This window comes from Bradyrhizobium frederickii (genome assembly GCF_004570865.1).
Taxonomy (GTDB): Bacteria; Pseudomonadota; Alphaproteobacteria; order Rhizobiales; family Xanthobacteraceae; genus Bradyrhizobium; species Bradyrhizobium frederickii.
The window spans coordinates 28407-54352 of record NZ_SPQS01000014.1; the positions used below are offsets into that span (position 1 = coordinate 28407).

The 25946-nt window shown below is 65.2% G+C and carries 25 protein-coding genes and 1 tRNA gene; 18 read left to right on the top strand and 8 right to left on the bottom strand.

All coding sequences use genetic code 11. The features are described 5' to 3' along the window. Positions 1-5: 5 nt before the first annotated feature. From E4K64_RS23645 to dnaK, 3 genes are all read right to left on the bottom strand, one after another. Positions 6-605, bottom strand: a complete 600-nt coding sequence (locus E4K64_RS23645) for a class I SAM-dependent methyltransferase (RefSeq protein ID WP_061023588.1) — start codon at positions 603-605, stop codon at positions 6-8. 88 nt (positions 606-693) lie between these two features. Further along, the gene (dnaJ, locus tag E4K64_RS23650) at positions 694-1821 is read right to left on the bottom strand and encodes a molecular chaperone DnaJ (protein ID WP_135165661.1); all 1128 of its coding nucleotides are present in this window, start codon (positions 1819-1821) and stop codon (positions 694-696) included. A 247-nt stretch (positions 1822-2068) separates the two neighbouring features. After that, entirely contained in the window at positions 2069-3970 is a 1902-nt protein-coding gene (gene dnaK / locus E4K64_RS23660; RefSeq protein ID WP_028133546.1) for a molecular chaperone DnaK, read from the bottom strand. A 394-nt stretch (positions 3971-4364) separates the two neighbouring features. On the opposite strand from dnaK, the gene E4K64_RS23665 reads away from it, so the two are divergent. Beyond that, a complete protein-coding gene (locus E4K64_RS23665) occupies positions 4365-5306 on the top strand; it encodes a hypothetical protein (RefSeq protein ID WP_167772217.1) in 942 nt (313 codons plus the stop codon). Positions 5307-5593: 287 nt separating this feature from the next. Then, positions 5594-6316 (top strand): bifunctional nicotinamidase/pyrazinamidase, encoded by a 723-nt coding sequence (gene pncA, locus E4K64_RS23670; protein ID WP_135165663.1) that lies wholly within the window; start codon positions 5594-5596, stop codon positions 6314-6316. A gap of 148 nt (positions 6317-6464) precedes the next feature. On the opposite strand, the gene grpE is transcribed toward pncA, so the two are convergent. Then, a complete protein-coding gene (gene grpE, locus E4K64_RS23675) occupies positions 6465-7082 on the bottom strand; it encodes a nucleotide exchange factor GrpE (RefSeq protein ID WP_135165664.1) in 618 nt (205 codons plus the stop codon). A gap of 96 nt (positions 7083-7178) precedes the next feature. Further along, positions 7179-8267: a heat-inducible transcriptional repressor HrcA gene (gene hrcA / locus E4K64_RS23680; protein ID WP_135165665.1), complete on the bottom strand. Its 1089-nt coding sequence runs from the start codon at positions 8265-8267 to the stop codon at positions 7179-7181. 168 nt (positions 8268-8435) lie between these two features. On the opposite strand from hrcA, the gene rph reads away from it, so the two are divergent. The 3 genes from rph to hemW are packed head-to-tail and all read left to right on the top strand — an operon-like array spanning position 8436 to position 10997. Beyond that, the gene (rph, locus tag E4K64_RS23685) at positions 8436-9149 is read left to right on the top strand and encodes a ribonuclease PH (protein WP_126256905.1); all 714 of its coding nucleotides are present in this window, start codon (positions 8436-8438) and stop codon (positions 9147-9149) included. Between the two features lie 11 nt (positions 9150-9160). After that, positions 9161-9796, top strand: a complete 636-nt coding sequence (rdgB, locus tag E4K64_RS23690; RefSeq protein WP_135165666.1) for an RdgB/HAM1 family non-canonical purine NTP pyrophosphatase — start codon at positions 9161-9163, stop codon at positions 9794-9796. Positions 9797-9812: 16 nt separating this feature from the next. Next, positions 9813-10997, top strand: coding sequence for a radical SAM family heme chaperone HemW (hemW, locus tag E4K64_RS23695; protein ID WP_135165789.1), 1185 nt, complete (start codon positions 9813-9815; stop codon positions 10995-10997). 125 nt (positions 10998-11122) lie between these two features. Here hemW and E4K64_RS23700 read toward each other — a convergent pair whose 3' ends face one another. Then, positions 11123-12355 carry a penicillin-binding protein activator gene (locus E4K64_RS23700; protein ID WP_209311985.1) on the bottom strand — a complete coding sequence of 411 codons (1233 nt, stop codon included), beginning with the start codon at positions 12353-12355 and terminating at the stop codon, positions 11123-11125. A 335-nt stretch (positions 12356-12690) separates the two neighbouring features. Here E4K64_RS23700 and rsmI point away from each other — a divergent pair, with 335 nt between their 5' ends. From rsmI to E4K64_RS23735, 7 genes are all read left to right on the top strand, one after another. After that, positions 12691-13641, top strand: coding sequence for a 16S rRNA (cytidine(1402)-2'-O)-methyltransferase (rsmI, locus tag E4K64_RS23705; protein WP_135165668.1), 951 nt, complete (start codon positions 12691-12693; stop codon positions 13639-13641). Further along, a complete protein-coding gene (locus E4K64_RS23710) occupies positions 13628-14029 on the top strand; it encodes a YraN family protein (RefSeq protein ID WP_135165669.1) in 402 nt (133 codons plus the stop codon). Before rsmI ends, E4K64_RS23710 begins: the two co-directional genes overlap by 14 nt. 10 nt (positions 14030-14039) lie before the next feature. After that, the gene (gene gshB, locus E4K64_RS23715; protein ID WP_135165670.1) at positions 14040-14984 is read left to right on the top strand and encodes a glutathione synthase; all 945 of its coding nucleotides are present in this window, start codon (positions 14040-14042) and stop codon (positions 14982-14984) included. A 452-nt stretch (positions 14985-15436) separates the two neighbouring features. Beyond that, entirely contained in the window at positions 15437-16249 is an 813-nt protein-coding gene (gene cpaB / locus E4K64_RS23720; RefSeq protein ID WP_135165671.1) for a Flp pilus assembly protein CpaB, read from the top strand. 10 nt (positions 16250-16259) lie between these two features. Beyond that, on the top strand, positions 16260-17783 hold the full coding sequence (locus E4K64_RS23725) for a type II and III secretion system protein family protein (protein ID WP_135165790.1): 1524 nt from the start codon (positions 16260-16262) through the stop codon (positions 17781-17783). A 51-nt stretch (positions 17784-17834) separates the two neighbouring features. Further along, on the top strand, positions 17835-18569 hold the full coding sequence (locus tag E4K64_RS23730; RefSeq protein ID WP_135165672.1) for a CpaD family pilus assembly protein: 735 nt from the start codon (positions 17835-17837) through the stop codon (positions 18567-18569). Beyond that, positions 18566-19855, top strand: coding sequence for a CpaE/TadZ family protein (locus E4K64_RS23735; protein ID WP_135165673.1), 1290 nt, complete (start codon positions 18566-18568; stop codon positions 19853-19855). The genes E4K64_RS23730 and E4K64_RS23735 overlap by 4 nt, the downstream gene beginning before the upstream one ends. A 58-nt stretch (positions 19856-19913) precedes the next feature. Here the strand turns inward: E4K64_RS23735 and E4K64_RS23740 are convergent, their stop codons facing one another. Then, positions 19914-20690, bottom strand: a complete 777-nt coding sequence (locus E4K64_RS23740; RefSeq protein WP_135165674.1) for a tetratricopeptide repeat protein — start codon at positions 20688-20690, stop codon at positions 19914-19916. Between the two features lie 79 nt (positions 20691-20769). Next, complete coding sequence (locus E4K64_RS23745) at positions 20770-21015, bottom strand: PilZ domain-containing protein (protein WP_018644993.1); 246 nt, start codon at positions 21013-21015, stop codon at positions 20770-20772. 274 nt (positions 21016-21289) lie between these two features. Here E4K64_RS23745 and E4K64_RS23750 point away from each other — a divergent pair, with 274 nt between their 5' ends. From E4K64_RS23750 to E4K64_RS23775, 6 genes are all read left to right on the top strand, one after another. Beyond that, a complete protein-coding gene (locus tag E4K64_RS23750; RefSeq protein WP_135165675.1) occupies positions 21290-21511 on the top strand; it encodes an RNA-binding protein in 222 nt (73 codons plus the stop codon). A 69-nt stretch (positions 21512-21580) separates the two neighbouring features. After that, positions 21581-22261, top strand: coding sequence for a hypothetical protein (locus E4K64_RS23755; protein ID WP_135165676.1), 681 nt, complete (start codon positions 21581-21583; stop codon positions 22259-22261). Between the two features lie 94 nt (positions 22262-22355). Continuing rightward, a tRNA-Ser gene (locus E4K64_RS23760) sits at positions 22356-22429 on the top strand. A gap of 144 nt (positions 22430-22573) precedes the next feature. After that, a complete protein-coding gene (locus E4K64_RS23765) occupies positions 22574-23473 on the top strand; it encodes a DDE-type integrase/transposase/recombinase (RefSeq protein WP_135165677.1) in 900 nt (299 codons plus the stop codon). A gap of 487 nt (positions 23474-23960) precedes the next feature. Then, on the top strand, positions 23961-24281 hold the full coding sequence (locus E4K64_RS23770) for a hypothetical protein (RefSeq protein ID WP_135165678.1): 321 nt from the start codon (positions 23961-23963) through the stop codon (positions 24279-24281). A gap of 78 nt (positions 24282-24359) precedes the next feature. After that, positions 24360-25898, top strand: coding sequence for a YifB family Mg chelatase-like AAA ATPase (locus tag E4K64_RS23775; RefSeq protein ID WP_135165679.1), 1539 nt, complete (start codon positions 24360-24362; stop codon positions 25896-25898). The last annotated feature ends 48 nt before the right edge of the window (positions 25899-25946 follow it).

Sequence of the window (25946 nt, forward strand, 5' to 3'; positions counted from 1 at the left end):
CGGAATTAGTCCTTGCGATACACCCAGACGCGGGCCGGCGGAAGGTTCATCCAGATCCGTTCCGAAGCCTCTGTGGACACGCCTGGCAGCGATTTCGGGATCGGCGGCACCACCGCATAGGTGAACTGGATGAACGGCGCGCCGGGCGCCAGCGCCGTGAAGGCATCGCGGATCAGCCGCAGCCGCGTCAGCATCGGTTTTGTCACGAGCGGCAGGCCGGAGACGACGGCGGAGGCCGGCGCGCTCAGCACGTTCCAGAGCGTGTCACGCAGGCGATAGGCATCGCCTTGCACCACCTTGGCCTGCGGATAGCGGTCGCGCAGCAGCGCGCAGAAGCCGGGATTATATTCGACGAGAACGAGGCGCTTCTGGTCGACGCCGCGCTCGATCAGGGCGGAGGTGATGGCACCGGTGCCGGGCCCGAGCTCGACCACGGGCGCGTCCGAATCGACATCGACGTAATGGGCCATGGTCCGGGCCAGCAGCTTGCCCGACGGCATCACTGCGCCCATGTGCAGCGGCTTTTCGATCCATGATCTGAGAAAGCGCACCTCGTCGTCGAGACGAGGCTTCTTCAACGCACGCGCGGACGATGGCAATGGCATGTCTGGACCGGACGGGACCGCAGGACCGCGGCGTGTCAGAAAATGGTCATAAAGACGTATAGGCCGAAGACGATACGGTCAAGCCGGGTCAACTCGCCCGATTGCCGAAGAAATCCTTGACCTTGGCGAAGAAGCCCTCTGATTCCGGCTGGGTGTTGCCGGAGGACAGCTTTTCGAACTCGGCCAGCAATTCCTGCTGCTTCTTGGTGAGGTTCTGCGGCGTCTCGACCACGACCTGAACGTACATGTCGCCCATCTGGCGCGACCGCAGCACCGGCATGCCTTTTGATGCGATGCGGAATCGGCGGTTGGACTGGGTCCCGGCCGGCACCTTCACCTTGGCCTTGCCCTTGTCGATGGTCGGCACCTCGAATTCGCCGCCGAGGGCGGCCGTCACCATCGAGATCGGCGCACGGCAATGCAGGTCGGCACCGTCGCGCTGGAAGAATTGGTGCTGGGCCAGCGACAGGAAGATGTAGAGGTCGCCGGGCGGGCCGCCGCGGACCCCGGCCTCGCCTTCGCCGGCAAGCCTGATCCTGGTGCCGTCCTCGACGCCCGGGGGGATGTTGACCGACAAGGTGCGTTCGCGGGTGACGCGACCCTGGCCCGAGCAGGACGGGCAGGCATCTTCGATCATCTGGCCGCGGCCCTGGCAGCCCGGACAGGTCCGCTCCAACGTGAAGAAGCCCTGCGACTGCCGCACGCGGCCGGCGCCGCCACAGGTCGAACAGGTCTTCGGCTTGGTTCCGGCCTTGGCGCCGATGCCCGAGCAGGCCTCGCAGGTGACCGAAACGGGAATCTCGATCTGCGCGGTCTTGCCGCCAAAGGCTTCCTCGAGCGTGATTTCCATGTTGTAGCGCAGGTCGGCGCCGCGCTCGCGGCCGCCGCGGCCGCGCTGCCCGGCCATGCCGAACAGGTCTTCGAAAATGTCGGAGAAAGAGGAGGCGAAGCCCGCGCCGAACCCGGCGCCGCCGCCGCCCTGCTCGAAAGCGGCATGGCCGTAGCGGTCATAGGCGGCGCGCTTGTCCTTGTCTTTCAGGACCTCGTAGGCCTCGTTGATTTCCTTGAACTTGATCTCGCTGGTGTCGTCCCCGGGATTGCGGTCGGGGTGAAACTTCATCGCCAGCTTGCGGAACGACGATTTCAGCTTGGATTCGTCAGCGTCACGGTCGACTTCGAGAGTCTCGTAATAGCAGCGCTTGGTGGACGTGGACATGATGAGCTCGGTCTATCCAATCGCGAATCAAGTCGGAGCGAAACGATGCCGCCACTGCGCGACGACATCAGCGCCCTTCCGCCTCGCGGCGGAAGCCGGCACGGCGGCGTTCAGCATAACGGCTGGGAATTGATCGATCGTTGCGGGTATCGGTCCCGCAGAGCCCGACACCGTGGCCTCCCCCGCGAGGGAGGAGGCCGTTGGTGCGCGTAGGGTCCAAGTCGCCCGCATCATCACCCTCTCGGGCTTAAGCGGACTTCTTGTTGTTCTTGTCGTCGTCGACCTCGGTGAATTCCGCGTCGACGACGTCGTCCTTGGCCGCGTCCTTTTTGGCGTCGGCCTCGGCCTGCTGCTTGTACATGGCCTCGCCGAGCTTCATCGAAGCCTGGGCCAGCGTGTTGGTCTTGGCCTTGATCGCCTCGGCGTCGTCGCCCTTCAGCGCTTCCTTGAGGTCGCTGACGGCGTCCTCGATGGCGCGGCGCTCGCTCTCGGCCACCTTCGAACCGTGCTCGGCCAGCGCCTTCTCGGTCGAATGCACCAGGCCATCGGCCTCGTTCTTGGCGGTGACGGCCTCGCGGCGCTTCTTGTCCGCCTCGGCGTTGGCCTCGGCGTCCTTGACCATCTTCTCGATGTCGGCTTCCGACAGACCACCGGAGGCCTGGATGCGGATCTGCTGCTCCTTGCCCGTGGCCTTGTCCTTGGCCGAGACGTTGACGATGCCGTTGGCGTCGATGTCGAAGGTCACTTCGATCTGCGGCATGCCGCGCGGAGCCGGCGGAATGCCCATCAGGTCGAACTGACCGAGCATCTTGTTGTCGGCCGCCATTTCACGCTCGCCCTGGAAGACGCGGATGGTGACCGCGTTCTGGTTGTCCTCGGCGGTCGAGAACACCTGGCTCTTCTTGGTCGGGATCGTGGTGTTGCGGTCGATGATGCGGGTGAACACGCCGCCCAGCGTCTCGATGCCCAGCGACAGCGGGGTCACGTCGAGCAGCAGCACGTCCTTGACGTCGCCCTGGAGCACGCCGGCCTGGATCGCAGCGCCGATCGCCACGACTTCGTCCGGGTTGACACCCTTGTGCGGCTCCTTGCCGAACAGCTGCTTGACGACTTCCTGGACCTTCGGCATGCGCGACATGCCGCCGACCAGCACGACTTCGCCGATCTCACCGGCGGTCACGCCGGCATCCTTCAGCGCCTTGCGGCAGGGCTCGACGGTCTTCTGCACGAGGTCGTCGACCAGCGCCTCGAACTTGGCGCGGGTGAGCTTCATCGTCAGATGCTTCGGACCGGTCTGGTCCGCGGTGATGAACGGCAGGTTGATCTCGGTCTGCGTCGTTGAGGACAGCTCGATCTTGGCCTTTTCAGCGGCCTCCTTCAGGCGCTGCAACGCGAGCTTGTCGTTGCGCAGGTTGATGCCCTGCTCCTTCTGGAATTCGTCGGCGAGATAGCCGACCAGGCGCATGTCGAAGTCTTCGCCGCCGAGGAAGGTGTCGCCGTTGGTCGACTTCACCTCGAACACGCCGTCGCCGATTTCAAGAATGGAGATATCGAACGTGCCGCCGCCGAGGTCGTAGACGGCGATCGTGCCGGCCTTGGTCTTGTCGAGGCCGTAGGCGAGCGCGGCCGCAGTCGGCTCGTTGATGATGCGCAGCACTTCGAGGCCCGCGATCTTGCCGGCGTCCTTGGTCGCCTGGCGCTGGGCGTCGTTGAAGTAGGCGGGAACGGTGATGACGGCCTGGTCGACCTTCTGGCCGAGATGGGCTTCCGCGGTCTCCTTCATCTTCTGCAAGATGAACGCCGAGACCTGCGAGGGCGAGTAGGTCTGGCCGTCGGCCTCGACCCAGGCGTCGCCGTTGGAAGCCTTCACGATCTTGTAGGGGACGAGCTTCTTGTCCTTCTCGACCATCGGGTCGTCGTAGCGGCGACCGATGAGGCGCTTTACTGCGAAGAAGGTGCGCTCGGGATTGGTAACGGCCTGGCGCTTGGCCGGCTGGCCGACGAGACGCTCACCGTCGTCCGTGACGGCGACGATCGAGGGCGTCGTGCGCATGCCTTCGGAATTCTCGATGACTTTGGCGTTTTTGCCATCCATCACGGCGACGCACGAATTCGTGGTGCCGAGGTCGATCCCAATGACCTTTCCCATGGTCCTGATATCCTTCTTTTTGCAGCAGGTTGGCTGGGCCCAGAAGGCACCCAAACCGAAACCCCCTAAGATCAAACATCCGCGATATTGCGATGATTGAGGCTCATATAGGAGGGGGGGAGGGGCCCGCAAGGACCGAAGCTACGTTTCTGCGGCTAAAACATCGGGTTCTGGAGGATCATATTCGGGCTTCACCGCACTTGCGGGTGAGGAATTATTAACAGGTTCGGGCTTCGGCAAGTCCCCGCTACCGCAAGCCCGTCCGCCCTGTTGCCGCAAGCCCAAACCCGCTAAAAGGCGGACCGGCCGGGCAGCCGCCACAGCCGCTTCGCGCGACAAAGCGGCCCGGTGGCCGACCATCGAACGGCCTCAATGTGAACCAATCAGAGTGCCCATGAAGCTGATCCGCCCCCTCGCCGCGCTCGCCCTTCTCGCCGCCTCGGCGCTCCCGGCCCTCGCCGCCGACGCCGTGTTTCCGCCCGGCTTGCGCCTCGGCATGGTGCCGCTGGTCGGCCTCAGCACGGCGAAGACCTTTCCGGGCTTCGAAAGCGAGGACGGCAGCGTCAAGGTGCTGGTCACCGAGCTGCCGCCGGCCGCCTATGGCGAGGTCGTGAGCGCCTTCAATTCCAATCCGGCCGGAGCGAACGGCGTCAAGCAGGACAAGGTCGAGACCCCCGCCGGCCTTGCCTATTTCACCACCGAGAGCGGCAAGGCCGGCGACACCCCGGTGAAGCGCTATTCGATGATCGTGCCGGGCGCCGGCTTCTCCGGCTATGTCGCGGTGCAGGTCCCGGAGAATGCGACCAAGATCTACACCGACGAGGCGGTGCGGCAGATGTTCGCGACCGCCACCACCCGCAAGCAGGTCTCGGCCGAGGAGCAGATCGCGCTGATGCCGTTCAAGATCACCGATCTCGCCGACTTCAAGGACGTCCGCACCCTGGCGCCGGGCTCCAGCATCATCCTCGCCGACGGCAATGAGAGCGCCGGCTATGAATCGAAGCCGTTCATGATCCTCGGCCTGATCGGCGCCACCCCGCAAGCCGCCGACGACCGCGCCCGCTTCGCCCAGGAGGCCGCGCTGCAGATCCCCGGCGTGCGCGAATCCCGCGTCACCATGTCGGAGCCGATCCGCATCAACGGCCAGCAAGGCTTCGAGACCCGGATCGACGGCGTCAGCGGCAAGGACAAGACGCCGGTGACCGTGGTGCAGTGGATCCGCTTTGCGAGCGGCGGCGCTTCGCTGCGCATCATCGCCAGCGCCCCACGCGACCAGTGGCAGGCCGCCTTCACCCGCTTCCGCGCCGTGCGCGACGGGATTCAGCCGAAGGGGTAGCTGCGTCTCCGAACGAGATGCGCTCCCTCCCCCGCTTGCGGGGGAGGGCTGGGGAGAGGGTGCCTCCGCAAAGGGACAATCACCCGGAGGATAGAACCCTCACCCGGCGTGCGGGACGATGCTTCGCATCGCCCGGACGCGCCGACCTCTCCCGCAAGCGGGAGAGGTGCACCAAGCTCGTGGCGAGCGCTTAGCCGCTAACCAATGCCGGCCGCATTTTCGGGCTTCTGTTCGTGTACGAACGGAACTAGGCTTCCCCCATTGGATCATCCCAAGGGAGGCGAATGATGCTGGATCGGCGGCAAATTTTGGCAATGCTTGGAACGACGGCGCTGGCGAGTCTCGCGCCGAGCGCACTGCTCGCAGCGACATCCATCAAGCCGGATGACGCCTCCGCGCTGCTCGTGATCGACGTGCAGAACTGCTTCCTGCCTGGCGGCAGCCTCGCGGTGAAGGAAGGCGAACAGGTGGTGCCGGTCATCAACAAGATCTCGAAGGCGTTCGCGAACGTGGTGATGACGCAGGACTGGCACACGCCGGGCCACGTTTCGTTTGCATCAGTCCACTCCGGCAAGAAGCCGTTCGAGACCGTCGACCTTCCCTACGGCAAACAAGTGCTGTGGCCCGATCATTGCGTGCAGGGCACCGACGGCGCGGCGCTGTCCAAGGACCTTGCGATCCCGCACGCGGAGCTCATCATCCGCAAGGGTTTTCACAAGAACGTCGACAGCTATTCGGCCTTCCTCGAAGCCGACGGCAAGACCTCGACGGGCCTTGCCGGATATTTGAAGGGACGCAAGATCAAGCGCGTCTTCGTCGCAGGGCTTGCGACAGATTTCTGCGTTGCCTGGACGGCGCTCGACGCGCGCAAGGCCGGCTTCGAGGTCTATGTGGTGGAAGATGCCTGCCGCGGCATCGACACCCAGGGTTCGCTCGCCAAGGCCTGGGCCGATATGGCCAAGGCCGGCGTGAAGCGGATCCAGTCTGCGGATATCGCGGCGGGTGCGTAAGCGACGCACAACACTGCAAAACTTTCATCCCGAGGAGCGCGCTACTTCGCGCGCGTCTCGAAGGATGAAGGCCCCCGCTGCGGCACCCTGGCCTTCATGGTTCGAGACGCCGCGCAAGAGCGCGGCTCCTCACCATGAGGGTTGAAACTCAATTGGCCGCGCTGCTCGATTCGTTGTTGTTCGCCGCAGGCGCTGGCTTCGCGCCGCCCTTGGCGACGCCGACCAAAGCCGGCCGCAGCACGCGGTCGCCGATGGTGTAGCCGGCCTGCATGATCTGGACCACGGTGCCCGACGGCACCGACGGATCAGGCACTTCGTACATCGCCTGGTGGAAGTTCGGGTCGAACTTCTGGCCCTGCGGATCGAGCTTCTTCACGCCATGCTTTTCCAGCGCGCTATGCAGCGCGCGCTCGGTGAGCTCGACGCCCTCGATCAGCGAGATCAGGCCGGGATCGGCGGTGGCACGGGCTTCGGCCGGAACGGCATCGAGCGCGCGCTGGAGATTGTCGGCGATGTCGAGCACGTCGCGGGCAAAGCCTGTGATGCCGTAGAGGCGGGCGTCAGCGACTTCCTTGGCGGTGCGCTTGCGCAGATTCTCCATCTCGGCCAGCGTCCGCAGCATGCGATCGCGCGCCTCGGCGGCTTCCTTCTGCAAGGTCTCGACCGAGCCGGGCTCGGGATCGTCGGGCATGATGTAGGGCTTTGACACCACGGGCTCGCCAGTCGGCGCGGCCGCGTCTTCGGGTTGCCGGTCTCGATCGGTCATCGGCTAAATCTCGAACTCGTTTCCAGGGATTGTTGGCCCGGATATCGTGCTTTGAGCAGCGAAAATCAAGCGCCCGTGATCGGAAGCAGACGCCGGTCAGCCCCCCAAGAGGCGGCTGACGATGCGGGCGGCATAATCCACGGTCGGGATCACGCGGGCATAATTCAGCCGCGTCGGGCCGATCACGCCGAGGACACCGACGATGTGGCCGGCGGCATCCCGATAGGGCGCGATGATGGTGGAGGACCCCGACAGCGAGAACAGCTTGTTCTCGCTGCCGATGAAGATGCGCACGCCCTCGGCCGTCTCGGCCCGGCCGAGCAGATCGATCACGCCGCGCTTGGTCTCGAGATCGTCGAACAACAGGCGCACCCGCTCCAGATCCTCCAGCGCGTGCAGATCTTCGAGCAGATTGGCGTGGCCGCGCACGATGAGCTGGCGGTCCTCGTTCTCGCCGCCGGACCAGCTGGCGATGCCGGCGGAGATCACCTTCTGTGCGAGCTGATCGAGCTCGGCGCGGGCCTCGTTAAGCGCCGTCTCAAGCTCGAGCCGCGCCTCGGCCAGGGTTCGGCCGCGGATTCGCGCGTTGAGGAAATTGCCGGCCTCGGTGATCGCCGAGGAGGGAACTCCAGGGGGCAGCGTCAGCACGCGATTCTCGACCTGGCCGTCCTCGCCGACGAGGATGACCAGGGCTTTCTCCGGTTCCAGCCGGACGAATTCGATGTGCTTGAGCCGCGCATTGGATTTTGGCGTCAGCACCACCGCCGCGGCCCGCGTCAATCCGGATAGCCGCGTCAGCGCCTGGTCCAGCGCCGCCTCGACCGAGTGCGCCTGGCCTACGGACGTAAGCTGGCTCTGGATCGACTGCCGTTCGGCCTCGTTGAGGTCGCCAACCTGCATCAAGGCATCGACGAAGAAACGCAGGCCGAGTTCCGTCGGCAGCCGGCCGGCCGAGGTATGGGGCGCATAGATCAGGCCGAGCTGTTCCAGATCGGCCATGACGTTGCGGACCGAGGCCGGCGACAGCGGCATCGCGATCAGGCGCGAGATATTGCGCGAACCCACGGGCTCACCGGTCGCGAGGTAACTTTCGACAATTTGACGAAAGATGTCGCGGGAACGCTCGTTGAGCTGGGCGAGGCCTGCGCGCGGCGCGATCAGATGGATCGGATCGTGATGGGCCACAGCGGTAACTCCTCTCAGATCCTCATAATTTGTCTATCCCGGGCGCTTCTGACAAGCGTGGCGTTCGCCGGCCCGGAATCAGGGGCCGAATAAGCCCTTGCCGCCCACCTTCGCCCCACCTACAAGCACCGCCAACAGCCTTTCCCGTGAGTTTTTGGAGGATTTCCCATGCGGCCAAGCCGCCGTGCGCCCGACGAATTGCGCCCCGTGACGCTGGAGCGCGGCGTGGTCAAATATGCGGAAGGCTCCTGCCTGGTGAAGTTCGGCGACACCCATGTGCTGGTCACCGCCACGCTGGAGGACCGCCTGCCACCGTGGCTGAAGGGCCAGGGCCGCGGCTGGGTCACCGCCGAATACGGCATGCTGCCACGCGCCACCTCGGAACGCACCCGGCGCGAGGCCGCCGCCGGTAAGCAGAGCGGCCGCACCGTCGAGATCCAGCGCCTGATCGGCCGCTCGCTGCGCACCATCGTCGACCTCGAGGCGCTCGGCGAGCGCCAGATCACGGTCGATTGCGACGTGCTGCAGGCCGACGGCGGCACCCGCACGGCCTCGATCACCGGCGCCTGGGTCGCACTTGCCGATTGCGTCAACTGGATGAAGGCGCGCAACATGATCAAGGCCAACGTCATGCGCGACAACGTCGCCGCGATCTCCTGCGGCATCTACAACGGTACGCCGGTGCTCGATCTCGATTATGCCGAGGATTCGGAAGCCCAGACCGACGCCAATTTCGTCATGACCGGCGACGGCCGCATCATCGAGGTGCAGGGCACGGCGGAACGCGAACCGTTCACGGAAGGCGAGTTCCTGGCGCTGATGGCGCTGGCCCGCAAGGGCGTTGCGCGTCTCGTGGACTTGCAGAAACTGGCTGTGGCGTAGTCAATAGGCCCATGCACCGCCGAATCACCGGAAAGCTCGTCATCGCCACCCACAATCCCGGCAAGCTTGCCGAGATGCGGGAGCTTTTGGCGCCCCACGGCGTCGAGGCGGTGTCGGCCGGTGAGCTCGGCCTCGGCGAGCCGGAGGAGACCGGCAACGATTTCCGCAGCAACGCCGCGATCAAGGCGATCGCGGCGGCGCAGGCAACCAGGCTGCCCGCCTTCGCCGACGATTCCGGCATCGTGGTCGACGCGCTCGACGGCGCCCCCGGCATCTACAGCGCGCGCTGGGCCGGCCCCACCAAGGACTTCAACGCGGCGATGGCGCAGATCGAGCGCCTGTTGCAGGAACGCGGCGCCACCACGCCGGACAAGCGCAGGGCCCATTTCGTCTCGGCGCTCTGCGTGGCCTGGCCTGACCATCATCTCGAAGAGGTCGAAGCGCGCGTCGACGGCACGCTGGTCTGGCCGCCGCGCGGGACTGCCGGCTTCGGCTATGATCCGATGTTCCTGCCGGATGGTCACAGCCGCACCTTCGGCGAGATGGAGAGCATCGAGAAGCACGGCCTGCCGCCGCTGGGTCTCGGCCTGTCGCATCGTGCCCGCGCCTTCGTGAAACTGGCGGAGATCTGCCTTGAGCCGCGCTAGAGCGTTTTCAAGCGAAGTGGATACCGGTTCGCGCCAGGAAAACGCGTCAAAACAAGAATCTGAAGCCTTCGGCGTCTACGTGCACTGGCCGTTCTGCCTGTCGAAGTGCCCCTATTGCGACTTCAACAGCCATGTCCGCCATGCCGCGATCGACGAAGCGCGCTTCGCCTCCGCCTTCGCGCGCGAAATCGAAACGACCGCGGCGCGTGCATCCGGCCGCGAGGTCACCTCGATCTTCCTTGGCGGCGGTACGCCATCCTTGATGCAGCCCGCAACTGTCGGCGCGGTGCTCGATGCGATCGGCAAGCACTGGAGCGTTGCAGGCGACGTCGAAGTGACGCTCGAAGCCAATCCCACCAGCGTCGAAGCCACACGCTTTGCCGGCTATCGCAGCGCCGGCGTCAACCGCGTCTCGCTCGGCGTGCAGGCGCTCGATGACGCCTCGCTGAAGGCGCTCGGACGCCTGCACAGCGCGCGCGAGGCGCTCGATGCCGTCGCTATCGCGCGCCGTTCGTTCGAGCGCTATTCGTTCGACCTGATCTATGCCCGCCCCGACCAGACGCCGGCGATGTGGGCCGATGAGCTGCGCCTCGCCATCGATGAGGCGGCCGAGCATCTGTCGCTCTATCAGCTCACGATCGAGGAAGGCACGCCGTTCTTCGGCCTATACCGGGCCGGCAAGTTGAAGACGCCGGATGAAGCGGTGGCGCGCGCGCTCTACGACGTCACGCAGGAAACCTGCGACAAGCTCGGGCTGCCCGCCTACGAGATCTCCAACCACGCGCGGCGCGGCGCCGAGTGCCGGCACAATCTGGTGTACTGGCGCGGCGAGGAATATGCCGGCATCGGCCCCGGCGCGCATGGTCGCCTCGACATCGACGGTATCAGGCATGCGACCGCCACCGAGAAGCGTCCCGAGGCCTGGCTGATGCGGGTCGAGACCAACGGCGATGGAATCGTCACCGACGATCTGCTCAACAGCGAGGAACGCGCCGACGAATTCCTGCTGATGGGATTGCGGCTCGCCGAGGGCATCGACCCCGAGCGCTACAAGGCCCTCTCCGGCCGCCCGCTCGATCCCAGGCGCATCGCGCTGCTACGCGAAGAAGGCGCGATCATTGTGGATCCGACCGGCCGGTTGCGCGTGACCAGCAGCGGATTCCCGGTGCTCGATGCGGTGGTCGCGGATCTGGCGGCGTAACGAGCTGAAGTAGGGTGGGTTAGCCGAAGGCGTAACCCACCATGCTTCCGCACTCGCGGAACGAAGTTGGTGGATTACGCCTTCGGCTAATCCACCCTACAGCACCACGGCACCGTCGTCCGGAGCTACGCCCCAAAGCTCTTCGGCGAGCCCGCGACCGCGACGCCGCCGCCTTGCGTCACCTTCATCACCGCAAGACCGCGTTCGTTGGTGCCGTCGGCGCGGAAGCGGAACAGGCCGTCGATGCCGGCAAAGCCGGAAGGATTTGTGAGCACGTCGGGCGAGAAGCGCGTGGTGCCTTGCGTGCGCGCGAGCGCGGCGACGAGGGCGACGGCGTCGTAGGCGAGCGTCGCAGTGCGGATCGGCTCGGCGCCGTATTTGGTGCGATAGCGGCCCGAGAAGGCGCGGAAGCCGGCCGGGTCGGGCGCGGCATAGAGGCCGCCTTGCATGCTCGCATTGGCATAGACCCGCGGATTGTCCCACAGGCCGGTGCCGAGCAGCTGGATGTTGCGCAGGTTCGCGCCCGCGGCGGTCATCGCATCGGCGACCGTCACCACGGCATCGCCGTCATCGGCAATGAACAGCGCGTCCGCACTGCCGAGCTGCTGCGCCACCGTGCGCGCCGGCGTGGCGCGATCGGCGCCGTATTTCTCGAACGCGACGATGCGCCCGCCACGACGCGGCACCGCCACCTTCACCGCCGCCTCGACGACATTGCCATAGGCATTGTCGGGCACGAGCACGGCGAACGAGCGCTTTCCGATGCTGGCGGAATATTCGACGATGCGATTGACGTCGGATTCGGGCAGGAAGGAGAGCAGATAGACGCCGCGGCCGGCGATGCTGGAATCGGTCGAGAACGCGATCACCGGGATGCCGCGCGTGCGCGCGACCTGCGCCACCGCCGGCACCGATTGCGCGAACAGCGGCCCGAGGATGATCTCGGCGCCCTCGTCGACCGCCTGCTGCGCGCCGGCCTGGGCGCCTTGCGGGCTGCCGTTGTCGTCCTTGATCAGGAGCTGGATGTTCGGGTTCTGGAACTCGGCCAGCGCCATCTCGGCGGCGTTGCGCATGGATTGCGCGGCAAGGCCGGCATTGCCGGCCGCGGACAGCGGCAGGATCACGGCGACCTTGACGCCGCCGGTGCCGGCGGTCGTCGCCTGCTGCGGAGGACCGGCCGGCTGGGCCGGCGGTGCCGAGCTCGAGAACGGGTTGGAGAACTGGCTGAGACTCTGCTGCACGCCGGCGCAGGCCGACAGCAGGGGCGCGCCGAGCAACAGGCCGAGCGCGCTCCGGCGGGTCGCCCCCGACATCAGGGACCCCGGAATGGGAGACTTAGGAAAACGCGGGCCCACCATGGCAGCTTCTCTTCTGACCCGCCGTCGCCGGCCGGTCACGATCTTCCTTCCACGACGCAGGCCGCGGATTCAGGCATATTGTCGGCAAATAGTTAACCAAAACAAAAGGATAATAGCCGCTTAACGCGGCCGCCCTCCTGTCCCGGCAGCTGTTCGCCGTCGCTCATCCAGCATCAAGGCGGAGTTTCCGTCGCGAATATGGCGCGAGGGCCCTCACCCCCTCCCGACGTGATCCTGACCGATCACATTCCCGTCCCTTCCCAGCCCACCTCGGTACGATCTTTTTCGGCGAGCCGGTTCCCAGCCCTGCGGATCGTGCCTAAGTTGACCTCATTATGCGCGCAAAGCCGGACCCGATAAATACGTCTGAAGCTCAAGACGCCGCCTCGCGCGGTTTCTCCATCGACGCCCATCGGCTCACGGCGCCGAAGGCGGCGCCGGGCCTGCATCTGGTCGCAACCCCGATCGGCAATCTCGGCGACATCACGCTGCGGGCGCTGCAGACCCTCGCCGGCGTCGACGTCATCGCCTGCGAGGACACCCGGATCACGCGGCGCCTGACCGAGCGCTACGCCATCGCCGCGCAGCTCAAGCAATATCACGAGCACAATGCCGAAGCCGCCCGTCCAAAGATCCTGGAGGCGCTCGCGGCCGGCGGCTCGGTCGCGCTGGTCTCGGATGCCGGCACGCCGCTGATCTCCGATCCCGGCTTCAAGCTGGTGCGCGAGGTCTGCGCCGCGGGCCACTCCGTGTACGCGCTGCCTGGCCCTTCCTCGGTGTTAACCGCGCTGTCGGTGGCGGCGCTGCCGACCGACCGCTTCTTCTTCGAGGGTTTCCTGCCGGCGAAATCCGCCGCGCGCCGCACGCGCCTGGCCGAGCTCGCGCGCATCGACGCGACGCTGGTGATGTTCGAGTCCGGAAATCGGATGCAGGCCACCTTGACCGATCTCGCCGAGATCATGGGTGAGCGAGACGCCGCGGTCTGCCGCGAGCTCACGAAGTTGCACGAGGAGGTCAGACGCGCGCCCCTCGCCGAGCTTGCGCGACAGGCGGACGCGCCGGAGACGCGCGGCGAGTTCGTTCTGGTGATCGGCCCACCTCCCGCGGATGCCGAGGTGCTGACAATGGATGCGCTCGATGGTCTCTTGCGCGAGCAGCTGGCCGCGCACAGCGTCAAGGATGCCGTGGCGCATGCCGTCGCGCTCTCGGGCCGGCCGCGCCGCGAGGTCTATGCTCGCGCGCTCGAGCTTGCAAAGGATTCGCGGGGCGGCGATGGCGAAGACTGAGGTCCCCAGGGAACCAAAGGCCGCCTCGCCCGAGCGGGTCGCCGCGTTCCACACCGGCATCTCCGCGGAAAGCCGCGCCGCCGCCTATCTCATGGCCAAGGGCTATCGCATTCTGGCCAAGCGCTACCGCACGGCGCATGGCGAGATCGACATCGTGGCGCGCCGTCGCAACCTGATCGCCTTCGTCGAGGTCAAGGCCCGCGCAACGCTGGACGATGCCGCCTTTGCCGTGACGCCGCGCCAGCAGCAGCGCATCATCGACGCCGCGCAAGGCTGGCTTGTAGCGCATCCCGAGCATGCCGAATTCGAATTGCGATTCGACGCCATGCTGATTGCGCCGCGCTCACTTCCGCGCCATGTGTTGGCGGCATTCGACGCCTCGACCTGAAAGGCAGACCATGAAACTGAACGTCGCCGTCCAGATGGACCCCATTGCCCGCATCAACATCAAGGGCGATTCCACCTTTGCGCTGCTGCTGGAGGCGCAGAAACGCGGCCATGGCCTGTCCTATTACACGCCCGACAAGCTCTCGATGGTCGGAGAGGAGATCGTCGCTCCCGTTCAGCTGCTGACCGTGCGCGACGAGCCCGGCAACCACTTCACGCTCGGGGAGCCGACGCGCGAGGCGCTGAACGGCTTCGACGTGGTGCTGCTGCGGCAGGATCCGCCGTTCGACCTCGCCTACATCACCTCGACGCATTTTCTGGAGCGCATCCATCCGAAGACGCTGGTGGTCAACGATCCCTGCTCGGTCCGCAACGCGCCGGAAAAGCTGTTCGTGATGAACTTTCCGCAGCTGATGCCGCCGACGTTGATCTCGCGCGACGTCGATGAGATCAACGCGTTTCGCGACAAGCATGGTGCCGTCGTGATGAAGCCGCTGCACGGTCATGGCGGCGCGGCGGTGTTCCGCGTGATGCCGCAGGACATGAATTTCGGCTCGCTGTTCGACATGTTCTCGGTCACCTTCAAGGAGGCCTGGGTGATCCAGCAGTTCATCCCCGAGGTGAAGCACGGCGACAAGCGCATCATCCTGGTCAACGGCGAGTTCGCCGGCGCGGTGAACCGCGTGCCGGCCGCCGACGACCTCCGTTCCAACATGGTGCGCGGCGGCGCGGCGCAGGAGACCGAGCTCACCCCGCGCGAGCGCGAGATCTGCGCCACCCTCGGCCCGGCCTTGCGCGAACGCGGCCTGTTGTTCGTCGGCATCGACGTCATCAACGGCAACCTCACCGAGATCAACGTGACCTCCCCCACCGGCATCCGCGCCATCGCGCGGCTCGGCGGCCCTGACGTGGCGGCGAAGATCTGGGACGTGATCGAAGCGAAGCGGGGGAAGTAACTCACCGCAATGATCGCACTCCCGAAGGTCGTCCCGGACAAGCGAAGCGCAGATCCGGGACCCATAACCACAGGAAGATATGGTTGCGGGGACTCGGAGTTGCCGATTCGCACCGCAACTCCTCCCTGTGGTTATGGATCCCCGCGTTCGCGGGGACGACAGCGATGTTGCGGCGAGCTACTACGGCCTCACTCGCATCGTCGCGAGCCCATCACTAACCACCCATTCACCATGACGCCGTCCGGATCGGGCCAACGCGCGAGCGCGCTTACGTGAAACTACGGGGGCCGCTGGCCGACTGAATAACGCCGCGTTCACCATCTGCCGAAAACCAGCATCGCTGCCGGTCAGCACGTTCGGCCTCGCAACACCCCTTATACTTTTACTCCCTACTCATCGACACGGGGAACCCGCCAGGTGCGGTTCGAGTGCCCCGCGTATGAGTAAAGCGTATGAACACCGCACGCATTGTCGTTCTCGTCATCGCGCTGGCCGCCGGCGGCGTCGCTGCGTATCTGGCGAGCGGCTATCAGAATGCCCCCGCGCCCGTCGAGGCCGTCGCCGAGAAGCTGCCGACGGTCGAAGTCCTCATCGCCAAGAACGACATCCAGCTCGGCCAGGCGCTCAAGCCTGAGGATCTGCAATGGCAGACCTGGCCGGCGGCGACTGCAAGCAGCGCCTTCATCCGCCGCGACAACAGGCCCGAAGCGCAGAGCCAGATCGCCGGCTCGATCGCGCGCGTTCCCCTGATGCAGGGCGAGCCGATCCGCGAGCAGAAGCTGGTCAAGGCCGAAGGATCCGGCTTCATGGCCGCGATCCTGCCGTCCGGCATGCGCGCCGTTTCGACCGAGATCTCCGCCGAGACCGGCGCCGGCGGCTTCATCCTGCCGAACGACCGCGTCGACATCGTGCTGACCCGTCGCCTGAAGAATCCCGATACCAACGGCCCGACCGCCGGCAACGACCTCATCGTGTCCGAGGTCATCCTGACCAATATCCGCGTGCTCGCGATCGACCAGGCGCCGAAGGAAAAGGACGGTCAGACCGCCGTGGTCGGCAAGACCGTCACGCTCGAGCTCAAGCCCGACCAGGTCGCCACGCTTTCGGCCGCGCGCCAGGGCGGCACGCTGCAGCTTGCGCTGCGAAGCATCGTCGATGCCAACGCGGCGGAAGTCACCGTCGAGGAGCAAGGGGCAAAGCGCTCCGGAGACGTCAACGTCATCCGCTACGGCGTGCAGACGCGGCAACTGACGTCACAGAAGTGATGGGGACATGATGCATTACGGGGATGATCGGACGGGCCTGCGCATTCGGGGGAAGCGCGCGCGCTCGTTCTGGACGGGGACGATGCTGATGCTGATGCTGGGTCTGCTCGCAGCGCCCGGCTGCGTCAACGCCGCCGATGCGCCGGTCGGCGACCAGACGCCGATCCAGGCGCCGGATCTCGGTGTATCGCCGGTCGCGACGATCGCGTCGGCGAAGACGCGCTTTCTCTCGCTCGGTATCGGCAAATCCGTCGTCATCGACCTGCCCCGCGAGGTCAAGGACGTGCTGGTGGCCGATCCCAAGATCGCCAATGCGGTGATCCGCTCGGCCCAGCGCGCCTATATCATCGGCGGCCAGGTCGGCCAGACCAACGTCGTTTTCTTCGCCGCCGACGGCCAGCAGGTCGCCTCCTATGACATCGCGGTGAAGCGCGATCTCAACGGCATGCGCACGGCCCTGCGCCAGTCGCTGCCGGGCGTGCAGATCGAAGGCGTCGGCGACAGCGTGATGCTGACCGGATCGGTGTCGAGCCCGGTCGAGGCGCAGCAGGCCGGCGACGTCGCCGCGAAGCTGGTCGGCGGATCGGACAAGGTCGTCAACAACATCGTCGTGCGCGGTCGCGACCAGGTGATGCTTAAGGTCGTCGTCGGCGAAGTGCGCCGCGACATCGTCAAGCAGCTCGGTGTCGATCTCAGCGCCAGCCTGAATGCCGGCACGGCCGTGGTGAATTTCAACAATTCCAACCCGTTCTCGGTCTCGGGTGGACCGATCGTCGCCAGCAATGGGCTCAACGTCGCCGGCCTCGCCAAGGGCGTTGCCACCGTCAGCGCCACCATGCGCGCGATGGAGAGCGCCGGTGTCATGCGCACGCTGGCCGAGCCGAGCCTGACCGCGATCTCGGGCGAATCCGCCACCTTCATCGCCGGCGGCGAATTCCCGATTCCCGCAGGCTATTCCTGCGATCCGGTCACCCACGTCTGCACCACCCAGGTCACCTACAAGAAGTTCGGCATTTCCCTGAACTTCACCCCGGTCGTGCTGAGCGAAGGCCGCATCAGCCTGCGCGTGATGACCGAGGTCTCGGAGCTGTCGAACACCAACTCGATCACGTTGACGCAGGCGGTGTCCTCGAACACGAGCAACTCGATCACGATTCCCTCGATCCAGACCCGCCGCGCCGAGACCACGCTCGAGATTCCCTCGGGCGGCTCGATGGCGATGGCCGGCCTGATCCAGCAGCAGACCAAGCAGGCGATCAACGGCCTGCCCGGCGTCGACCAGGTACCGATCATCGGCGCGCTGTTCCGCAGCCAGGACTTCGTCAACAACGAGACCGAGCTGATGGTGATCGTGACGCCCTATGTGGTGCGCGCAGTCGCGCAGAAGGAATTGTCGCGGCCCGACGACGGCTTCGCGCCGGCTTCCGACGCGCAGACGGCGCTGCTCGGCCGCATGAACCGGCTCTATGGCACCACGCGGCGCGTCGATCCGATCAACGGCACGCCCGGCGATTTCGGCTTCATCATCGACTGAGGCGAACGGTTTGGGGACCGGGGCAAGGAACGGGCAAGAGGGGACCAGGCGATGACGACAACATCTGCCGATCGACGTCGCAGCTTTCGGATCGCGCTGGCACTGGCGGGGCTGTCCGTCATGCTCGCTGCCTGCAATACCACCGGCGACATCGTCACGCAGACGGTGCCGACCGACTACCGCCAGCGCCACCCGATCGCGGTGCAGGAGGGCAGGAAGTCGATCGTGATCTTCGTCGGCAAGGCGCGCGGCGGCCTGTCGGCCGCGCAGCATTCGGATGTCGCCGGCATTGCGCGGGACTGGGTGCGCGAAGGCACCGGCTCCGTCGTCATCGACGTCCCCGTCGACACCGCGAATTCACGCGCGGCGGCCGCGACCTATCGGGAGATCCGCTCCGTGCTCACATCCGGCGGCGTGCCGTCGCGCGCCATCGTCCAGCATCCCTATCGTCCTGAAGACCCCGGGCTGCTGCCCACCATCCGCCTCAGCTATTCGAAGATCACCGCGGTCGCGGGTCCCTGCGGTCTGTGGCCGGAAGACATCGGCCCCTCCATCCTCGATCCCGGCTACAATGAGAACCGGCCCTATTTCAATCTCGGCTGCGCCAGTCAGCGCAACCTCGCGGCCATGATCGACAACCCCGCCGATCTCGAGCAGCCGCGATCCGAAACGCCGGCCTATACCGCGCGGCGCGACATCGCCTTCGAGCGCTATCGCAAGGGCACCGCGATCGCGACACCCAATCCCGACGCCGACAAGGCCAAGCTCAGCGATACCGGCAAATGACACGGCTCCACGACGAAGATTCGGACGATCCGCTGCACCCCGAGGAACACATCGCGCCGGTTCCTCGCATCTCCGTGCAGGCCTTTTGCGAGACCGAGCAAACGCTCGCCGCGGTGACCGCTGCGGGGCAGGACCGCCGACTCGCCAAGGCGCACCTCACCGCCAAGGACGGCGGCCTTGCCGCGGCGATCGAAGTCTATGAATCGATGCCGACGCCGAACGTGATCGTGATCGAATCCGACGGCACGCGCGACATCCTCGAGGGCTTGGACGACCTCGCCGGCGTCTGCGACCCCGGCACCCGCGTGGTCGTGATCGGCAATCCCAACGACACGGCGCCCTATCGCGAGCTGGTGCGCCGCGGCGTCAACGATTATGTGGTCGGACCGGTCGAGACCCTCGACGTCGTCCGCTCGATCTGCAGCCTGTTCTCGGCCTCCGAGGCCATCATCACCGGCCGCGTCATCGCCGTGGTCGGCGCCAAGGGCGGCGTCGGCGCCTCCACGGTCGCGCACAACGTAGCCTGGACCATCGCCCGCGACCTTTCGCTCGATTCGGTCGTGATCGACCTCGACCTCGCCTTCGGCACCGCGGGCCTCGACTACAACCAGGATCCGGTGCAGGGCATCGCCAACGCGGTGCTGTCGCAGGACCGGCCGGACACGGCGCTGATGGAGCGCCTGCTCGCCAAATGCACCGAGCGCCTCAGCCTCCTCGCTTCGCCCGCCTCTCTTGACCGCGTCTACGATTTCGGCGCCGAAGCCTTCGACGCCGTGTTCGACACGCTGCGCATGACCACACCCTGCATCGTGCTCGACGTTCCCCACCAATGGTCCGGCTGGACGCGGCGCGCGCTGGTGAACGCCGACGACATCGTGATCGTCGCCGAGCCCGATCTCGCGAACTTGCGCAACACCAAGAACATGCTGAGCGTGCTGAAAGCGGCACGACCGAACGACCGGCCGCCGCTGTACTGCCTCAACCAGGTCGGCATGCACAAGCGCGCGGAGATCGACGTCAAGGCCTTCGCCAAGACCATGGAGAGCCAGCCGATCGCGGTGATCCCGTTCGATTCGAAGCTGTTCTCGACCGCGGCCAATAACGGCCAGATGATCGCGGAAGTCGCCAAGAACCACCGCACCACCGCGCTGTTTCAGAACATGGCGAACCGCCTCGCCGGCCGCGGCGAGGTGAAGAAGCCGAAGCGCTCGTTGCTCGAGCCGCTGCTGAAGAAGCTGAAGGGCCGGTCGGGCCGCCCATCGGCCCCGCACCGCAAGGCGTCGTAGTCGCGATAGCGTTCGCGTCGCGAGGACGCGACGAGCAAGAATGCGATCGGCTGGCGGTTTACTTCTCGGCCCGCTGCTGCTGCTTCTTGGCCAGCATTTGCCGCAGTGCCGTGACTTTGGCCGCCGCCTGGTCCGGCGGCAAATCTGCCTTGACCAGGATTTCAGCCTCGGCCTGGCGGCCTTGCAGTCCCAGCACGAGCGCGAGGTTGGCACGGATCCGCAAATCGTTCTGATTGCGCTGATGGGCGCGGCCGAGTACCTGCTCGGCGCGCGGCAAATTGTTCTGGAGCATGTAGGACAGGCCGAGATTGGACAGGACCTGCGGCTCGTCGGGCACGATCTTCAAGGCGCTCGCGTAATATTGCTGCGCCTCCTCGTTGCGGCCGAGCTGATCGAGCGCCGCGCCTTGCGCCGACAGGATGCGCCAGTCGGGATCCTCGGGCGAATGCGCGCGGCTGAGGACGTCAAAGGCCTGCTGGAAATTGCCGCTGTCGGCGAGCGCGCGGCCATAGCCGGCGAGCAGCGCCTTGTTGCTGGGATGGGCGAGCACGGCCTGCTCCAGCACCGCGACCGCCTGCGCGCGCTGACCGCTGTCGCGCAGCGCCTTGCCGTACTCGAGCGCAATGGCGGGATCGCCGGGCTTGGCGCGGTAGCGCTCGCGCAGCGCGTCCATGTCCGTTCTGGGATCGGCCTTGACAGCGGTTTCCGATCGGACGCCGAGCGCGCCGGTCACATCCTCGATGCCGGCGGTCTGGCAGCCGCCGAGGACGAGCACCAGGAGTGCGGGAAACAGCAATCTCGCCGGTGGAAAGGCGAGGGACGAACGCGTGGACATACTCTGATCACTCGGCAACTGATCAGAGATGCTTACCGATTAACGCTAAAGTCCCGTTAAGGACGCGGGCCCTTGCGTCTCAATCGACGAATTCAGCGCCGAACTCGCAGCCGATGCGCCAGCGCAGGCGGCATTGCCGGGAATAGTCCGGCGCGAAGATGATGGTGAATTGCGGCGGCACTTCCAGAAATTCCGCCACCACTTTCACGCCACCATCCGAAATATCGGTGATCGTGCAGTCCCGCGGCAGCGAGCCCGCGCCAAAATGGATCTTGGCGAGGCGGCTGCACACCCGACGTTCGCTTCTCCGGCGATTTGCAAGCATTTGAATTGTTCACCCGTTAGACCACGGCCCATCCCGCAGCCCAAGGAGTAGCGGACATTCGTTGGAATGTGCTGAGGACAGAAGCTGGCATTCGAGGCGTAGTGTCGGCTCGGCGTTTACGATCGGTTAGGGCTTGTCCCCCCTGCGGGACGTTCCTGTATTGTTCTTGCGGAAAGAGGGTCGTGCCTCAGTTTGAAATCCTGACAGCTTGACTTGTACGGACCTGATATCCGCGCCGTGGTATCCTACATCCTGAGAAACAGGATGATTTGCCATGCCCAAAGGCCCCAAGGGCGAGAAGCGCCACGCCGACACCGTACAGAACGCCGTGCTGATCGGCAGGATCGCGACCGGCGAGGTCGAGGACAGGCACAGCAAGGCGCCGAATCGGGCGAAGGGCGGCAAGATCGGCGGAAAGGCACGTTCCGAGAAGTTATCCCCGGCTGATCGGGTCGAGATTGCTAGAAAAGCCGCTCATAAGCGGTGGGAATCGTAAACCACGGCCTTGTATCCGTCGCGTATCATGTCTACAAGGAACCCATCCGGCCGAATCGGGTGGGCGTAGATGGACGACGATGTTCGCAAGACAGCCGCCAACGCGGTGCTAGAAAAGTTCCGTGATCTGATGCATCAACGCTCAGACGCGGTTCGGCGGCGCGCTGAAATTGAGCGGGAGATTCGTGGTCTCGACCGCGCTTTGTACGACTGCCGCGCGGCAGGCCGTCTTTTTGGCGTCGATATTGAGTTGCCGGAAGATACGAAGCCGGGCGTGATCGTTAGGCCCGCAAACACGGTCAGATCAGCCCTGACATCGGCGCACGAAGCTGCCCATCAAGTCGGTCGCTGGCGCTTATCCTCTGAAGCGACGCCGAGCCTCTTTCAGAGTCCCGTAGGCCTCCTTGGCACGGCCGACGTTCCTGTTCCCGCACCACCAACGCCGCCAGTCCCAACTGTCGCCTCCACGACGCTCACGCCGGGCATCGAGCCGTCGATTCGCGACCTGATCCTGCTTTATCTTAAGCAGGCGGGCCCGAAGGGCGAGAAGGCGTCACTGATGAGACGGAAGGTCGAAGCCTTCCTAAATCGCCAAATCCACTACAAAACCATTGGGATGAGCCTCTATAGGCTCTCCAAAGAGACACCGCCTATGGTGCGGCGTGAGGGCCAAACTTGGTTCCTCGTCCCGTCGGCGGCAGAAGCAAAAGACCCCGGTGCTGTAACACCGGGGCCTTCGGAAGGGAGGTGAAGGCGATGAGTAAGCACCGCTACGACACCAGCTAGTTCTGATCGCGGACGACCGGCGGGAGTAGCGCCCCGCCGGACTTTCCTCTGCCTTGCGTGCACCGGTAGCTCAGCTGGATAGAGCGCCTGGTTGCTACCCGGGGGGTCGCTGGTTCGAGCCCAGCCCGGTGCACGCCTATAACTATGGGGTAGTTTGACGTCCCTCGCAACCAAAAATCCCTACGAATCCAAAAGGTTACGAGGATTTAGTAGTCAGGGGAATCCAAACTGAACTAAATGCTTGACATCTGTAGGGGTTCTGTTCATGATGCATTCCATGAACAGACTCCCTACAGAGAAGCGCGCCCAAATCCTCCAGATGCTCTGCGAGGGTTCTTCCATGCGCTCGATCTCTCGGGTCGCGGATGTTTCCCTCAACACTGTGACTAAGCTCTTGGCCGATGCCGGCAACGCTTGCGCCGCCTTCCACGACGCCACTGTGCGCAACGTGAAGTCCCAGCGCATCCAGTGCGATGAAATCTGGAGCTTCGCCTACGCCAAGGCGAAGAACGTTGCGAGCGCCAAGGCTGCGCCGATTGGCTCTGGCGACGTGTGGACGTGGACGGCCATTGATGCCGACTCCAAGCTGATCCTGACTTGGCTTGTCGGGGATCGCGACGCGAGCGCCGCTAGTGACTTCATTGCCGACCTTAAGCCCCGCCTCGCCAACCGCGTCCAACTCACCACGGACGGCCACAAGGCTTACCTGCATGCGGTCAGCCAGGAATTCGGCCCGGATGGCGTTGATTACGGAATGCTTGTGAAGCTGTACGGCAGCGACCCGCAGCCGCAGAAGCGCTACAGCCCGGCCAAACTGATCGGTATCGATAAGGACTTGATCCTTGGTTCTCCGGACGTGGAGCACATTTCCACGTCCTACGTGGAGCGCCAGAACCTCACCATGCGCATGTCAATGCGCCGCTTTACTCGGCTCACCAACGCGTTTTCGAAAAAGGTGGAGAACCACTACCATGCGTTGTCGCTGTACTTCGTTTGGTACAATTTCGTTCGGTCGCACAAGTCGCTAAAGGGCAGTACACCAGCTATGGCCGCCGGTCTCGTTTCGTCACCTCTTGAGATGGCCGATATCGTTACTTTGATCGATCAACGGGAAGGCCCTGCGAAAAAGCGCGGCCCCTACAAGAAGCGCGAAATTAGTGCTCAAATTGCAGACTGAGGTACGGCCCGTTTTGGGGTGCTCAAAAAGCGAAACCCCGCGAGGGCCTTTTTAGGGGCTGTCGCGGGGATCTATCTGGTCCGGTTCCATCTGGATAGATGGGCACCGGCGCGCAACGGGACATTACTTTCGAATGCCTATTCGTCAAGAGCGTATTATAGGGCCGATTACGCCTGAATTAACGATAGCGTTCGCGCGGACACTTTCTGTACCGCGCTGGACAACGTATTTGGAGGCGGCTGGTTTCCGAGAAAACGTGGCGAATGCTCTTTATTTATGGAACGCCGCAGTTGGTCAAAGCCTGCATTACCCGCTCCAGGCGCTTGAAATATCATTGAGAAATGTAATCCACGCGTCTTTATCTGCCCGCTTAAGCCAAACGTGGTGGTCTGACCCAGCGGCCCGGCAGGTTCTTGGACCCGAGAGGTGCGCTGATATCGATAAGGTAGCGCAGCGCCTCCGCCGAAAGTATGGGGGAGAGCCGCACATGGATCAGATTGTCGCGTCCCTCATGCTCGGTTTTTGGGCTGCCATGCTCAAGCGGGAATACAATGAGCCGATCTGGGACCACGAAGTTGGGAATGCCTTCCCTCACTTGAACGGCTCGATCCGAGACGTCAGCGCTGCCGTAAACGCAATTCAAGATCTGAGAAACCGCATCTTCCACCATGAACCGTTGATCGGGCGGTCTCTGTCGGAAGACTATGGGCGCATCACCAAAGTCATCGGTTGGATTTGCCCGGAAACCAGAAAGTGGGTCCGCCACCACTCCTCCTTTCCAAGCGTCATCCGCCAGCGCCCTCGCTGAATTTCAAACTGAGGCACGACCGGAAAGAGCCGCGCTCTGCTACCCCTAATTGTGCGAAAGGGGCAGGCTGGTTTGGGCATGGTTCAGCGGGTTTCCACCGTCGCTTTTGAGGGGATCGAGGCCCGCGCGGTCGACGTGCAGGTCCAGGTTGCCCCTGGGCTGCCGGCCTTCGCCATCGTCGGCCTGCCGGACAAGGCGGTGTCGGAGGCGCGCGAGCGGGTGCGCTCGGCGCTGATCGCCTCGGGGCTGGCGCTGCCGGCGCGCCGGATCATCGTCAATCTGGCACCGGCCGACCTGCCCAAGGAGGGCAGCCATTACGACCTGCCGATCGCGCTCGGCCTGATGGCGGCGATCGGGGCGATCCCGCCTGATGCGCTGACCGGCTTCACCGTTCTCGGCGAGCTTGGCCTCGACGGCTCGATCGCGCCCGTGGCCGGCGTTCTTCCTGCCGCCATCGGCGCCAATATGCGCGAGGAGGGGCTGATCTGCCCGGCGGCCTGCGGCTCCGAAGCCGCCTGGGCGAGCCCGGACATCCAGATCATCGCAGCAAGCTCGCTGATCCAGATCGCCAACCACTTCAAGGGCACGCAGGTGCTGTCGCGGCCCTCGCCGAAGGTGCACGAAGCCGCCGCATCCACGCTCGACCTGCGCGACATCAAGGGGCAGGAAAGCGCCAAGCGGGCGCTGGAGATCGCGGCCGCCGGTGGGCATCATCTGCTCATGATCGGCGCGCCCGGCGCCGGCAAGTCGATGCTGGCCGCGCGGCTGCCCTCGATCCTGCCGCCGCTCTCCCCGGGCGAGCTGCTCGAGGTCTCGATGATCGCCTCCGTTGCCGGCGAGATCGAAGGCGGCGCGCTGACGGCACGGCGGCCGTTCCGCTCGCCGCATCATTCCGCGAGCATGGCCGCGCTCACCGGCGGCGGCATGCGCGCCAAGCCCGGCGAGATCTCGCTGGCGCATCAGGGCGTGCTGTTCCTCGACGAGCTGCCCGAATTCGATCCGCGCGTGCTGGATTCGCTGCGGCAGCCGCTGGAGAACGGCGAGGTTGCGGTGTCGCGCGCCAACCATCGGGTCACCTACCCTGCCCGCTTCATGCTGGTTGCGGCGATGAATCCGTGCCGCTGCGGCAACGCGTTCGAGCCGGGCTATGCCTGCAAGCGCGGCCGCATCGACCGCTGCACCGGCGATTACCAGGCGCGCATCTCGGGCCCGTTGATGGACCGCATCGATCTGCGCATCGAGGTGCCGGCCGTGACCGCGGCCGATCTGATCCTGCCGCCGCCGGCTGAGGGCTCGGTCGAGGTCGCCGCGCGCGTGGCGGCGGCGCGCGACATCCAGCTCGCACGCTATGCCGATGCCGGCCTGCCCCATGTTCGGACCAATGCCGAGGCGCCCGCGTCGGTGCTGGAAGAGATCGCCAAGCCGGACGCGCAAGGCGCCAAACTGCTGCGCGAGGCCGCCGAGACCATGCGGCTGTCGGCGCGCGGCTATCACCGCGTGCTCAGGGTGGCGCGCACGCTGGCCGACCTCGATCATGCCGACAAGATCGGCCGGCTGCACCTTGCCGAAGCACTGTCCTATCGCGCACTCGCGGAGGATCTGCGGCAGATGGCCTGATGATACCGCGCGTCAACCCGGCGGTAACGAGTTTCCTTTACGCTCTGC

Coding starts and splice junctions, on each gene's coding strand:
- E4K64_RS23645 (WP_061023588.1), bottom strand. CDS start 605: ATGCCATTGCCATCGTCCGCGCGTGCGTTGAAGAAGCCTCGTCTCGAC.
- dnaJ (WP_135165661.1), bottom strand. CDS start 1,821: ATGTCCACGTCCACCAAGCGCTGCTATTACGAGACTCTCGAAGTCGAC.
- dnaK (WP_028133546.1), bottom strand. CDS start 3,970: ATGGGAAAGGTCATTGGGATCGACCTCGGCACCACGAATTCGTGCGTC.
- E4K64_RS23665 (WP_167772217.1), top strand. CDS start 4,365: ATGAAGCTGATCCGCCCCCTCGCCGCGCTCGCCCTTCTCGCCGCCTCG.
- pncA (WP_135165663.1), top strand. CDS start 5,594: ATGCTGGATCGGCGGCAAATTTTGGCAATGCTTGGAACGACGGCGCTG.
- grpE (WP_135165664.1), bottom strand. CDS start 7,082: ATGACCGATCGAGACCGGCAACCCGAAGACGCGGCCGCGCCGACTGGC.
- rph (WP_126256905.1), top strand. CDS start 8,436: ATGCGGCCAAGCCGCCGTGCGCCCGACGAATTGCGCCCCGTGACGCTG.
- rdgB (WP_135165666.1), top strand. CDS start 9,161: ATGCACCGCCGAATCACCGGAAAGCTCGTCATCGCCACCCACAATCCC.
- E4K64_RS23700 (WP_209311985.1), bottom strand. CDS start 12,355: ATGGTGGGCCCGCGTTTTCCTAAGTCTCCCATTCCGGGGTCCCTGATG.
- rsmI (WP_135165668.1), top strand. CDS start 12,691: ATGCGCGCAAAGCCGGACCCGATAAATACGTCTGAAGCTCAAGACGCC.
- E4K64_RS23710 (WP_135165669.1), top strand. CDS start 13,628: ATGGCGAAGACTGAGGTCCCCAGGGAACCAAAGGCCGCCTCGCCCGAG.
- gshB (WP_135165670.1), top strand. CDS start 14,040: ATGAAACTGAACGTCGCCGTCCAGATGGACCCCATTGCCCGCATCAAC.
- cpaB (WP_135165671.1), top strand. CDS start 15,437: ATGAACACCGCACGCATTGTCGTTCTCGTCATCGCGCTGGCCGCCGGC.
- E4K64_RS23725 (WP_135165790.1), top strand. CDS start 16,260: ATGCATTACGGGGATGATCGGACGGGCCTGCGCATTCGGGGGAAGCGC.
- E4K64_RS23730 (WP_135165672.1), top strand. CDS start 17,835: ATGACGACAACATCTGCCGATCGACGTCGCAGCTTTCGGATCGCGCTG.
- E4K64_RS23735 (WP_135165673.1), top strand. CDS start 18,566: ATGACACGGCTCCACGACGAAGATTCGGACGATCCGCTGCACCCCGAG.
- E4K64_RS23740 (WP_135165674.1), bottom strand. CDS start 20,690: ATGTCCACGCGTTCGTCCCTCGCCTTTCCACCGGCGAGATTGCTGTTT.
- E4K64_RS23745 (WP_018644993.1), bottom strand. CDS start 21,015: ATGCTTGCAAATCGCCGGAGAAGCGAACGTCGGGTGTGCAGCCGCCTC.
- E4K64_RS23750 (WP_135165675.1), top strand. CDS start 21,290: ATGCCCAAAGGCCCCAAGGGCGAGAAGCGCCACGCCGACACCGTACAG.
- E4K64_RS23755 (WP_135165676.1), top strand. CDS start 21,581: ATGGACGACGATGTTCGCAAGACAGCCGCCAACGCGGTGCTAGAAAAG.
- E4K64_RS23765 (WP_135165677.1), top strand. CDS start 22,574: ATGAACAGACTCCCTACAGAGAAGCGCGCCCAAATCCTCCAGATGCTC.
- E4K64_RS23770 (WP_135165678.1), top strand. CDS start 23,961: ATGGATCAGATTGTCGCGTCCCTCATGCTCGGTTTTTGGGCTGCCATG.
- E4K64_RS23775 (WP_135165679.1), top strand. CDS start 24,360: ATGGTTCAGCGGGTTTCCACCGTCGCTTTTGAGGGGATCGAGGCCCGC.